This window comes from uncultured Marixanthomonas sp., assembly GCF_963974425.1.
In the GTDB taxonomy this organism is placed as follows: Bacteria; Bacteroidota; Bacteroidia; order Flavobacteriales; family Flavobacteriaceae; genus Marixanthomonas.
Genome location: NZ_CAXBCK010000008.1, coordinates 17,217 through 29,387, shown reverse-complemented (window position 1 = coordinate 29,387; position 12,171 = coordinate 17,217). Strand labels below are relative to the sequence as shown.

The 12,171-nt window shown below is 36.3% G+C and carries 9 protein-coding genes; 6 read left to right on the top strand and 3 right to left on the bottom strand.

Annotated elements, in window-relative coordinates:
- Positions 1–67 precede the first annotated feature (67 nt).
- The 3 genes from katG (at position 68) to AACZ92_RS03390 (ending at position 3,664) form a co-directional block, all read left to right on the top strand.
- Positions 68–2,308, top strand: coding sequence for a catalase/peroxidase HPI (gene katG, locus AACZ92_RS03400; protein WP_339697144.1), 2,241 nt, complete (start codon positions 68–70; stop codon positions 2,306–2,308).
- A 70-nt stretch (positions 2,309–2,378) separates the two neighbouring features.
- On the top strand, positions 2,379–2,849 hold the full coding sequence (locus tag AACZ92_RS03395; RefSeq protein ID WP_339697142.1) for an ankyrin repeat domain-containing protein: 471 nt from the start codon (positions 2,379–2,381) through the stop codon (positions 2,847–2,849).
- Positions 2,850–2,881: 32 nt separating this feature from the next.
- Positions 2,882–3,664: an amidohydrolase gene (locus tag AACZ92_RS03390; RefSeq protein WP_339697140.1), complete on the top strand. Its 783-nt coding sequence runs from the start codon at positions 2,882–2,884 to the stop codon at positions 3,662–3,664.
- Here the strand turns inward: AACZ92_RS03390 and AACZ92_RS03385 are convergent.
- Together AACZ92_RS03385 and AACZ92_RS03380 are read right to left on the bottom strand one after the other, a co-directional pair.
- Positions 3,609–5,255 (bottom strand): Ig-like domain-containing protein, encoded by a 1,647-nt coding sequence (locus tag AACZ92_RS03385; RefSeq protein ID WP_339697138.1) that lies wholly within the window; start codon positions 5,253–5,255, stop codon positions 3,609–3,611. The two genes, AACZ92_RS03390 and AACZ92_RS03385, sit on opposite strands and share 56 nt — an antisense overlap.
- 24 nt (positions 5,256–5,279) lie before the next feature.
- Positions 5,280–5,954 carry a phosphoribosyltransferase family protein gene (locus tag AACZ92_RS03380; protein ID WP_339697136.1) on the bottom strand — a complete coding sequence of 225 codons (675 nt, stop codon included), beginning with the start codon at positions 5,952–5,954 and terminating at the stop codon, positions 5,280–5,282.
- Positions 5,955–6,032: 78 nt separating this feature from the next.
- On the opposite strand from AACZ92_RS03380, the gene AACZ92_RS03375 reads away from it, so the two are divergent.
- Positions 6,033–6,920 (top strand): hypothetical protein, encoded by an 888-nt coding sequence (locus AACZ92_RS03375; RefSeq protein WP_339697134.1) that lies wholly within the window; start codon positions 6,033–6,035, stop codon positions 6,918–6,920.
- Positions 6,921–6,983: 63 nt separating this feature from the next.
- Positions 6,984–8,519 (top strand): glycine--tRNA ligase, encoded by a 1,536-nt coding sequence (locus tag AACZ92_RS03370; RefSeq protein WP_339697132.1) that lies wholly within the window; start codon positions 6,984–6,986, stop codon positions 8,517–8,519.
- Positions 8,520–8,561: 42 nt separating this feature from the next.
- On the opposite strand, the gene AACZ92_RS03365 is transcribed toward AACZ92_RS03370, so the two are convergent.
- Positions 8,562–8,921 (bottom strand): hypothetical protein, encoded by a 360-nt coding sequence (locus tag AACZ92_RS03365; RefSeq protein WP_339697130.1) that lies wholly within the window; start codon positions 8,919–8,921, stop codon positions 8,562–8,564.
- 264 nt (positions 8,922–9,185) lie between these two features.
- Between AACZ92_RS03365 and AACZ92_RS03360 the strand changes: the two genes are divergently transcribed.
- Positions 9,186–12,116: a proprotein convertase P-domain-containing protein gene (locus AACZ92_RS03360; RefSeq protein ID WP_339697128.1), complete on the top strand. Its 2,931-nt coding sequence runs from the start codon at positions 9,186–9,188 to the stop codon at positions 12,114–12,116.
- Positions 12,117–12,171 lie beyond the last annotated feature (55 nt).

Sequence of the window (12,171 nt, the reverse complement as noted above, 5' to 3'; positions counted from 1 at the left end):
TTTTGATTTTGAATAGTTTATAAATGGTAACTTTATCATTCTATAGCCTTAAAAAATCAATATAATTATGGACAGTAAGAATAGTAGCAACCATGGTGAAGCATGGGAAGTAAACGAATCATCAGCGAATTGCCCTTTTTTAAATGGTAATCTAAACAACACAACTGGAGGCGGCACAAGTAATAGGGATTGGTGGCCAAACCAATTAAACTTAAATATTCTACGCCAAAATTCATCCTTGGTAGATCCTATGGATGAAGGTTTCGATTATACTAAAGAATTTAAATCGCTTGATTTAAAAGCAGTAAAAGAAGACCTATATAAATTAATGACTGATAGCCAAGATTGGTGGCCTGCAGATTACGGTCATTATGGACCGTTTTTTATACGAATGGCTTGGCACAGTGCAGGTACGTATCGTATTCAAGATGGCCGAGGAGGAGCAGGAACAGCCCAACAACGTTTTGCTCCTTTAAATAGTTGGCCGGATAATGCCAATCTTGATAAAGCAAGACTATTGTTATGGCCTATTAAGAAAAAATATGGTAAAAAATTATCTTGGGCAGATTTATTGGTGTTAGCAGGTAATTGTGCACACGAATCTATGGGGCTTGAAATGTTTGGTTTTGCTGGCGGAAGAGAAGATGTTTGGGAACCCGAAGAAGTGTATTGGGGTTCAGAAACAGAATGGTTAGGTAATGAAGACCGATTTACAGAAGACCAACTTGAAAAGCCTTTAGGGGCAGCGCATATGGGATTAATTTACGTAAATCCTGAAGGGCATAATGCAAATCCAGACCCAGTAGATGCTGCACATTACATTCGTGAAACGTTTGGCCGTATGGCGATGAATGATTATGAAACCGTTGCGTTAATTGCAGGAGGGCATACCTTCGGAAAAACGCACGGAGCCGCAGATCCTGAAGAATATGTAGATGCAGAACCCGCTGCAGCAGGTTTGGAAGAACAAAGTATGGGGTGGAAAAATAAATTCGGGACAGGAAAAGGTGCAGATACTATTACCAGTGGATTAGAAGGAGCTTGGACTAAAACACCAATACAATGGGATAATAACTTTTTTGAAACCCTATTTGGGTATGAATGGGAGCTGTCTAAAAGTCCTGCGGGCGCACATCAATGGAAACCAAAAGATAATGCCGGTGCAGGAACAGTGCCTGATGCCCACGACTCTAGTAAAATGAATGATCCGTTTATGTTAACAACCGACCTTTCATTACGAATGGATCCGGATTATGAGAAAATTTCAAGACATTTTTACGAAAACCCAGAAGAGTTTGCCGATGCTTATTCACGTGCTTGGTATAAATTGACACACCGTGATATGGGACCCAAAGAACGATATTTAGGTCCTGAAGTGCCACAAGAAGAATTAATTTGGCAAGACCCAATTCCTGAAGTAACTCATGAATTAATGAACAGTCAAGATATTTCCGATTTAAAATCTAAAATCTTAAATACCAATCTCTCTATTTCAGAATTGGTTTCAACCGCTTGGGCATCTGCTTCTACTTTTAGAGGTTCAGATAAAAGAGGAGGAGCAAACGGGGCACGCATCCGGTTAGCACCACAGAAAAACTGGAAAGTAAATAATCCAAAACAATTAGATAAAGTTCTAAATACGCTTGAAAGTATTCAGAAAGACTTTAACGAAGCACAATCAGGAAATAAAAAAGTCTCGCTAGCAGATTTAATCGTTTTAGCTGGATGTGCTGCAGTTGAAAAAGCTGCTAAAAATGGTGGACATGCTATTAATGTTCCTTTTACACCAGGTAGAGCAGATGCCTCTGAAGAGCAAACCGATGCCGAAGCATTTGACGCTTTAGAGCCACTTGGAGACGGTTTCAGAAATTACGTAAAGGATAAATATAAAGTTACTGAAGAAGAATTATTAGTTGACAAAGCACAGTTGCTTACCTTAACGGCACCAGAAATGACTGTTTTGATAGGAGGTATGCGTATGTTGGGCGCTAATTATGACGGTTCTAAAAAGGGTGTGTTTACAGATAAAAAGGAGCAGCTTACAAACGACTTTTTTGTAAACTTACTTGATATGGGGGTTACGTGGAAATCAACTTCAGAAGATGCTAATCTATTTGAAGGTAGCGACCGTAAAACCGGTGAAACCAAATGGACAGGAACTCGAGTAGACCTTATTTTTGGTTCCAATTCAGAGCTTAGAGCCCTTGCGGAGGTTTATGCTTCAGAAGATTCAAAAGGGAAGTTTGTAAAAGACTTTGTAAAAGCTTGGGACAAAGTGATGAATCTGGACAGGTATGACCTTTCTTAACAAGGTAAACTTTTGTTAAACCCACAGCGGAATGATAACTTTATCATTCCGCTTTATTAATTTAGTTGTTATGAGTACAATATTATTTGACGCCATTCGAAAAGGAGAAGATAAAAAGGTAAAAGAACTTTTACAAGAACATCCCGAATGGATAAACGAGAAGGATGCAAGAGGGTCTACTCCTCTTTTACTAGCGTGTTATTACGGGCTTGAAGATATTTCAGGAATAATTATAGAGTATAATCCCAACATCGATGCTCAAGATGCATCTGGCAACACCGCTTTAATGGGTGTTTGCTTTAAAGGTCATACTAATATCGCAAAATTATTAATAGACAATGGCGCTAATGTAAACGTGACAAACTTTAATGGAGCCACAGCCTTAATTTACGCGGCTACATTTGCTAAAAAAGATATTGTAAATCTTTTGCTTGAAAATGGCGCAGATACATCTATAAAAGATGATCGTGGCAACACAGCCATGGATCATGCTCAAATGCAAGAGGCAAAGCCAATTATTGAGTTACTAGAAAATAAATAACACCAAACTGTTAAAACAGAAAAATTTTGAACTTGAATTCTGAAACTTTAAACGTCACATTAATTCAGTCGCAGTTGCATTGGGAAAATGCTGAAGAAAATAGGCGCATGTTTTCAGAAAAAATAAATTCTATTTCTGAAGAGACCGATTTAATTATACTTCCCGAAATGTTTCCCACAGGTTTTTCTATGAACGCTTCAACCCTTGCTGAAGAAACGAACGGAACGACCCTAAATTGGATGATTACTGAAGCTAAAAAGAGTAATTCAGCTATAACTGGAAGTGTTATAGTTTCAGAAAATAATAATTTTTACAACCGGCTTTTCTTTGTCTTTCCAGACGGTAATTATAAAACTTACGATAAAAAACACACGTTTACATTAGCTGGAGAGCATAAAACATACAGCAAAGGAACCGAACGACTTATTGTAGATTATAAAGGCTGGAAAATTTGCCCATTAGTTTGTTATGATCTCCGTTTCCCGGTTTGGGCTCGCAATACAGAAGATTACGATTTGCTATTATACGTTGCCAATTGGCCCAAAAAACGAACTTCAGCTTGGGATGCTTTATTAAAAGCGCGAGCCATTGAGAATATGAGTTATTGTATTGGGGTAAATCGTGTAGGTTTTGATGGAAATGATCACGAATACAGCGGTCATTCAGCGGTTTATGATGTTTTAGGTGAACAGATTTCCACAAAAGAAAATGAAACAGAATTTATTGAAACCGTGTCTATAACAAAAGAACATATTGCTGCTACTCGGGGTCATCTAAAGTTTCTGCAGGACCGGGATCGTTTTCAGTTAGAATAAATGTTTCGTTTAAACTCCAATTAGCACGAACTTCTAATTGTGAAGGATAATATAAAATCCGTTCAGGCTGTTGTCGGTTTAAGAAACTTCCAGTATCCCATTTTTTATTTTCATTTTCGTCAAAAATAACCCGAACATAATATCTGCCAGGGTTTATATTTTCAAATAAAATAGGCTTTAATTCGGTTACGTATTCTTCGGCTATAACCTTAAACTTGCTGTCGACCAACTGAATTATAACAGGAAACTGTTTCAAATTCTCTAACGTAATATTCAACGTCCCATAATCTGAAACCACTTTCGTTCGTAAGGTGTAGTTTAGTGTATCATTTGTCGCTTCATAAAAATCGGTTATGGCACCAGGTAGTAATTGTACTTGGTATGTTTTTCCTTCAGTTTTAGGGAAAAATAATTGAGCAATATTGTACTTTTTATTGATTGCCGTTCTAGGTTCTATATTAAGAGAATCATTGTCTAAAATGGTGATCTTTTCCGCATTAAAAGATTCAAAAGGTGTGTTAACTAATAACTTTAAGGTGTCTTTAGGCAGCACCGTTCCAGCATTAATAGCAGATATATTAAGTGAGTCTTTATATAATTCTTTAATTCTTACAGTTAGAGTATCAGTAAAATCTTTGTTTCTAGCCAAGAAGAGTAATGAGTCGTTTTCCACTTCAGGTTTAAACCAATAGTGCAGCGTGTCTTTTTTCAAGTCGCGGTAAGTTTTGTACTCAAAATCTGCCGGCACTTCTGAAAGCAATTCCACTTGCAGGCTATCGGCAATGCCTTCATACCCAAAAAGTATATGGTTTTTTGCTTGGTATTTGGGTCGTGCAATTAGGTATTCGGGTGTTTCTTTAAAAAGAGTTAAGGTGTAAGTGCTATCTGAAGGAAGCGTGATAAAATTTTCGGCAACTCCAATTTTATCACTGCCAGGTTGAAACGTATAATCGTTGTTGTTTTCTTTCAGCGCCATCAATAGGTATTTGCCTTCCTTTACATTAGTGATTTCAAATATACCGGTACTGTCTTTTGTGGTAGTGATATATTTAGGTTTTTCAGAATATACCAACGTGTCGTTATAGGTTTCATTTGCTTCATATAACATTACCGTGGTTGGTATTTCCGGATTAGGAAGTACTGCATCTTGAACGCGGCCGTTTACCGTAAGACTATCAATATAGCTTCCGGTAGAGAATACATATTTATAATATTCAAATGGGTTTTCCTCATTATTATCTACAATACTTTGCCCAAAGTTAATAGAGTAGGTGGTGTTTTCTTTTAAAGTATCATCAATTTGAATACGCAATGTTTTAGATGTACTAAGTGGTGTGATATTGGGCGGATACTCAAGGGGAGGGGAAATAATTAAATTTTTCTGAAGCTCCTTCAACTTAATATACTCATCAAAATAAATGCTTATTTCATTTCCTTTAAAATTAGTTGTGTAATTTTCAGGAACGCTCCTTACAATTACAGGCGGAATGCTATCACGCTCCCCGCCCGAAGGAGAGCCCTTTTTTGCGCACTCTACAAACGATAGTGAAAACAACAGTAAAATAGGAATGTATAATAATCGGCTTTTCATTAAGGCAAAAATAACGAATCTTTATTATGCAATCGCAATAGTTGCGAGGCTAAGTTTTACATTGGTTGCTTTTAACAATTGTTGTGCACACGTTTCGAGGGTTGCTCCAGTGGTAATAATATCATCTACTAACAAAACATGTTGGTTTTCGATTATTTCTTTTTTCTGTAGCGAAAAAAGCCCTTCTTCCTTCCATAATGGGTTAAAACGCGAAAAACGTTCTTTAAACACCTGCGAATTTGTTTTTGAAAGTTTCAGTAAAACATCATCCCGATATGGAACGTGTAAAGCTTTAGCAATAGCTTTTCCAAAACCTTCTACTTGGTTGTAGCCTCTTTTCTTTAATTTCTGTTTATGAAGCGGAACTGGAATGACCAAGCTAATCTTTCTGTATTCTGAAATTTCGGAAAGCTCACCTCCCAGCCACCTTCCGAAAAAATCACTTATCTGCTCCTGATTCCTGTATTTTAAATTATGAAGTATATTTTGTGTAATCCCTCTTTTCTGAAACTGAAGCAAGGCAGTGGCCTGTTCAACAGGGAAACGACCGTAAAATATATCCTTAAATGTTGAATCGTTATTTCTATGATGACAAGCCAAAGGAACGTTAAATCTACACGTAGAACATAGTATGGTTTCGTTATGTAAAAGTAAGTCATTACAACCACTACAAACTTTCGGAAACAAAAGATTTAACATAATTTAAATTTTTTTACCATTTTGTAAACGTTTCGGTGAATACTACCTTCGTATTTTAGCAGTTAAAACCATCTTAATATGAGTTCAGAATCAGAAACTAGCGGAACTAAGTTTAAAATACTCATAGGGGTATTATCCGTATTATTGATTGCACTTGCTGTTTACACAGTTTCTCTATATAATAATAGTAAAGATAAAGTAACTGGCCTTGAGCAACAAAAAGAAACTATTGAAAGTGAATTAGAAGAACTTATTGCCAACTATGACGAGGTTATCCAAGATAATGAGTTGAAAGACAAAGATCTTTTGGCAGCTAGAGACAGAATAGAAGTACTTTTAGATTCTGTTCAAAATGCAGAAGCCAATGTGCTTTTAATAGAACGATATAAGTCTGAGGTTGGTAGATTAAAGAACGAACGCAAAATGCTTTTTAAACGTGCCGATAGTTTAATTGCGGTTAATAAACGCATTTCGATGGAGCGTGACAGTACAACCACCGTTTTAAATGAAACGATAAAGGTGGTAGACTCTGTAAACGAGAAAAATACGTCGATGGCCGAAACTATTAAAAAAGGGTCTATTGTAAAAGCTACCGATCTAAGAGGAGAAGCGGTTATTATTCGTAATAGCGGAAAAATAGTTGATACCCGAAGAGCTAGTAGAGCCGATAAAGTAAGAGCTTGTTTTACGTTAGCTCCTAATGCTATTGCAGAAAGTGGTGATAGAGAATTATATGTTCAAGTTATCAATCCAAAGAACAACTTGTTAGGAGATAAAGAAACAATCAGTTTTGAAAGTGGCGTATTAAACTACAGTGCTAAAACAAGTGTTTTTTATGAAAATGAAGAATTAGATGTTTGTGTATTGGTTAATGCAACTGAAAATAACTTAATCGAGGGTCGCTATACGGTAAATGTTTTTGACGGCGAAACGCAAGTAGCCACGACCACAATGGAATTAAAATAATAACAATAATAAATTAATTGAACCGCTACGGTGTTATCGTAGCGGTTTTTTTATTTTTGTGCTATGGCAAACAACGAAGATCATTTTAAGAAGGTAGTCTCCCACGCAAAAGAATATGGATATGTTTTTGCGTCCAGTGAAATCTATGACGGGCTTAGCGCCGTGTATGATTATGCACAAAATGGAGTTGAACTTAAAAAAAATATACGCGAATATTGGTGGCGTAGTATGGTGTACATGCACCAAAACATTGTGGGGATAGATGCTTCCATATTAATGCACCCTACTACTTGGAAGGCTTCTGGCCACGTTGATGCGTTTACCGATCCGTTGATAGACAATAAAGATTCTAAAAAGCGCTATCGTGCCGATGTGTTGATAGAGGATTATGCCGAAAAATTGGAGCAAAAAGCTCAAAAAGAAATAAAGAAAGCCAAAAAACGCTTTGGTGACGATTTTGATGAGAATGAGTTTGTAACCACACACCCACGAGTAGTTCGGTATCGTGAAGAGCAAAAAGAAATCTTAAGTAGAATGGCGAAGTCGCTTTCTGCAGAAGATTTAAAAGACGTTAAAGCTCTTATTGAAGAATTAGGAATCGCATGTCCTGAAACCGGAAGTAAAAACTGGACCGAAGTACGTCAGTTTAACTTAATGTTTGGTACTAAATTAGGTGCTTCAGCAGAGAGTGCAACCGATTTATATTTACGTCCCGAAACAGCACAAGGTATATTTGTTAACTTCTTAAACGTTCAAAAAACCGGACGGATGAAAATACCTTTTGGTATTGCTCAAACCGGAAAAGCGTTTAGAAATGAAATTGTAGCCCGTCAGTTTATATTCCGTATGCGGGAATTTGAGCAAATGGAAATGCAATTTTTTGTTCGTCCAGGTGACGAATTAAAATGGTATGAATACTGGAAGGAAACCCGCTTGAAGTGGCACATGTCATTGGGAATGGGAGAAGAAAATTATCGTTTCCATGATCACGAAAAACTAGCCCATTACGCTAATGCCGCAGCCGATATAGAATTTAATTTCCCATTTGGCTTCAAAGAATTGGAAGGTATTCACTCCCGAACCGATTTCGATTTAAAAGCGCACGAAGAACATAGCGGTAAAAAGCTTCAGTTTTTCGATCCTGAAATGAATAAAAACTACGTTCCTTATGTAGTTGAAACATCAATAGGTCTAGATAGAATGTTTTTGGCCGTGTTAAGTAATTCTTTAGAAGAAGAAGAGTTGGAAGGCGGTTCTACGCGAACTGTTTTAAAAATACCAGCTATTTTAGCTCCTACCAAAGCCGCTATTTTACCATTAATTAAAAGAGATGGTTTGCCAGAAATAGCCGAAAAAATAATAGAAGACCTACAATGGGATTATAACGTGGCGTATGATGAAAAAGACGCAGTAGGAAGACGCTATCGTCGTCAAGATGCCGCCGGAACGCCTTATTGCATTACGGTAGATCACCAAACAAAAGAAGATAACACGGTTACTATTAGAGACCGTGATACTATGGAGCAAGAGCGAATTGCCATTTCAGAACTTTCAGAAAGACTGAAAAAAAGCATTTCTTTTAAAGCATGGCTTAAATAAAAATAGGTAGTTAAAAACTTATTGCAAAAAAAGAGCGGAATACTATTCTGCTCTTTTTTGTATTTCAGAAACAAATACTGGGTTGGCTTTTACACAGCGATTCATTCTGCGCAAAGGATTAAATTGAAACCAAACTTTTTCACCTCCTTTTTTATAACTTTCTTCTAAGTTTATAGGGTCGTAGTAGGTTTCATCCTGTTCAAGCTTAATAGTATAAGGGCAGTCTCCTTCTTTTTCTGAAAAGACTATAACGCCTTTTTTAAAGCCAGCATCCATCATTTTTTGTTCATCTTGCTTTTCTACCGAAGTCATTGTATTGCTTTCTGAAGTTGTTTTTTTAGCACTATTACAGGCTATTGTAAATAAAAATAAGAATCCAAAACTGATTTTTAATAGTGTCATTGATAGTAGGTTTTGTTTTATAATAGGGTAAATTACAAATAATGTATCATAAAAAACAATTTTAGAGTTTTTTTGGAATAAGAGTCAATAGAAAAGGAAGAATTAAATAGTTGATATTTGCTATTTGTTTATGAATTAAAAAACTATAATATAAGTATAAAACCCTCTTTATTGATTATAAAATTTAACGTAAAGCTCTCTTGTATATCAAAGAAGACATTGTATTTTTATAAAATTAAGAAATTGTTAACTAAAACTAATACAATGAAATTAAAATTATCCCTATTGGGGCTTTTTTTACTGGTAGTATTTTCAGTAAATGCCCAAGAGAAAAATGCAGAAAAACCCACGTTTGTAGGAAAAGCTATTTCTATGCAAAAGGTTCCTTCTATAGCTTCACAAACAAACTTACCTCCAGCTAGAGTTAAAGAAGTAGAAATGCAAGATGCTAGAGCTTCTAAAAACAATGTTGTACCTGGAAAAGATCCACAAACCGAAGATGATTATTTTGTACGCAACCCTCATAGATTAGCTGGTAAAATAGCTGGAAAGACACCTTCGTTAGTGTTTGATGCAGCTGAGTCAAGTTCTCAACCAACCGACCCCTCTCTTGCAGTAGGGCCAAACCACGTACTAGTAGTTTTTAATACGGGTTTTATAATTTATGATAAAGAAGGAAATGCTTTAACCAATCAAATAGCACCTAACCCAACAATATTCCCTAGTGGTGGTTGTTGTGACCTTACCGTATCGTATGATAAAGCAGCAGACCGATGGGTATTAACATTTTTGGGCGGAGGAGCTCAAATAGCAGTTTCAGATGGACCAGATCCTATCAATGATGGTTGGTTTACATACACAATTCCTTCTGTAAACGATTATCAAAAGCTTTCGGTATGGAGTGATGGATATTATATAACAGATAATACATCAAACTCTAGCAATCGTATATATGCACTTGAAAGAGATGCAATGCTAGCAGGTGATCCAAATGCACAAGTTATTGGATTTCCACTTCCTGGGATTGCAACAGATGGTTTTTATAGCCCACAAGCTATTAATGTAACTGATGATAATATGCCTGCACCAGGTAATGCTCCTATTGTATTTCTTCAGGACGATGCTTGGAGTGGAGTTTCAGAAGATCATATAAAATTATGGACAGTTAATGTGGATTGGGATACTCCAGGAAACTCAACTATATCTCAACCTAACGAAATTACAACGACTCCATTTATTTCTGTTTTTGACGGAGGAAGTTTCTCAAACTTAACACAGCCCAATGGAGGTGTTGCAATTGATGCTTTACAGGCTACGGTTATGAATCAAGCTCAATTTAGAAAGTTCTCTGGGCATAACTCTGCTGTTTTTAATTTTGTTGTTGATACAGATGCTTCAGGTGGAGAGCTAGCGGGTGTTCGTTGGTTTGAATTACGCCAATCGGGTGACGGACAACCTTGGTCTATTCACCAAGAGGGTACATATACTTCACCTGATGGAAAACATGCTTGGCATGCTAGTATGATGATGGATATTCAAGGTAATATAGGGATGGGTTATACAGCAATGGCTGGTCCAGATACCCCAAACCCTACAGATTTTAGAGTAAGTTCATATTATACAGGTAGATTTACAGGCGATCCTTTAAATACTATGACTATTTCTGAGGAATTAATCGCAGCTGGTAACCAAAATATTCCAGGACTTAGATATGGTGATTACAGTAAAATTGACATAGATCCAGATAACGATAAGGAGTTTTGGTTTATTAACGAATATATGAACAGTGGTAGAAAAGATGTGGTTGGAGTATTTCAGATTGCACCAAACTTTAATACTGATGTTGGTGTAGTGAGTATTGATACTCCAACAGAGGGTACTCTTTCAGATAATGAAGAGGTTACAGTTACTATATTTAATTATGGTGAAAATTCTCAATCAAACATTCCAGTTGAATTAGTAGTAGATGGAACGACCATAGCTAATGAAGTTTTTGCAGGACCTTTAGCTTCTAATACATCTGAACAGTATACATTTACTGAAACAGTAGACTTGTCTACCGAAGGACAAACTTACGAAGTAGTATCATCGACCAATTTAAGTGGCGATGAGGATAACTCTAATGATAGCACTACAGCTAATATATTACACGTTTTTTCTAATGATATTGGAGTTACTGAAATTACAAGTCCTGAAAGTGGAGATGGATTAGGTGATGAAGAAATAACAGTTGTAATAGAGAATTTTGGTACTGCATCGCAGTCAGATTTTAATGTTTCGGCAGAAGTAGACAACAATCCAGTTTCAAAAATAACCGAAACAGTTCCTGGTCCATTAGATGCTGGAAGCACCCTTACATATACATTTACTGAAACACTTAATTTTTCTTCAACTTCAGCTCACCCCTTATTAGTACAAACGGAATTATCTGGAGATGGAGATTCTAGTAACGATGGTGTAACAAAAATTGTAGAAAACTTCCCTTGTGATTCTAATACTAATGATACCAGTCAACCTATTGGTCCTGATTCTGGTGAAGTAACCGAGTCAATCATTACTATAGCAGATGATTATATTGTTAATGATGCAAATGTATCTTTAAACCTAGAACATACTTATACAGGAGATATAGATATTAAAATAGTCGCTCCTGACGGTACTGAAGTAATATTGTCTGACAGAAATGGTGGTTCTGGTGATGATTATACAAATACTACTTTTGATGATGACGCTACATCACCTATCTCTTCAGGAACACCTCCATTTACTGGTTCATTTTCACCAGATGGTAATTTATCAGATTTTAATGGATTAACTTCACAAGGTGATTGGACATTGGTTATTACTGATAATGCCGGTGGAGATGGTGGTCAACTTTTAGATTGGACATTACAATTGTGTAGTGACGATTTATTAGGAGTAATAGGAGAAGACTTTGTTGACGGATCTGAGCTGATAGTAATTAATGAAGGTAATGATCAATTTAAAGCACAGTTGTTAACCACAGATGTAACCAATAAACTATCTATAACAGTTACTAACATGTTAGGGCAAACTTTATTAAGTCATTTAGTAGAGAATACCGGAAATGGGTATGAATATAACCTTGATATGTCATATGTAGCTTCAGGAGTTTATATTGTACGAATAGGAAACAATACTTATGGAAGCGTAAAGCGTATTATTGTTGAATAACCATCCTTTTTAAATTAAGTAACAAAAGGCGGAGCATATAAGTTCCGTCTTTTTT

What these genes read in the sequence shown, in the direction of transcription:
- katG (WP_339697144.1), top strand. Translation starts at nt 68, where the DNA reads ATGGACAGTAAGAATAGTAGCAACCATGGTGAAGCATGGGAAGTAAAC.
- AACZ92_RS03395 (WP_339697142.1), top strand. Translation starts at nt 2,379, where the DNA reads ATGAGTACAATATTATTTGACGCCATTCGAAAAGGAGAAGATAAAAAG.
- AACZ92_RS03385 (WP_339697138.1), bottom strand. Translation starts at nt 5,255, where the DNA reads ATGAAAAGCCGATTATTATACATTCCTATTTTACTGTTGTTTTCACTA.
- AACZ92_RS03380 (WP_339697136.1), bottom strand. Translation starts at nt 5,954, where the DNA reads ATGTTAAATCTTTTGTTTCCGAAAGTTTGTAGTGGTTGTAATGACTTA.
- AACZ92_RS03375 (WP_339697134.1), top strand. Translation starts at nt 6,033, where the DNA reads ATGAGTTCAGAATCAGAAACTAGCGGAACTAAGTTTAAAATACTCATA.
- AACZ92_RS03370 (WP_339697132.1), top strand. Translation starts at nt 6,984, where the DNA reads ATGGCAAACAACGAAGATCATTTTAAGAAGGTAGTCTCCCACGCAAAA.
- AACZ92_RS03365 (WP_339697130.1), bottom strand. Translation starts at nt 8,921, where the DNA reads ATGACACTATTAAAAATCAGTTTTGGATTCTTATTTTTATTTACAATA.
- AACZ92_RS03360 (WP_339697128.1), top strand. Translation starts at nt 9,186, where the DNA reads ATGAAATTAAAATTATCCCTATTGGGGCTTTTTTTACTGGTAGTATTT.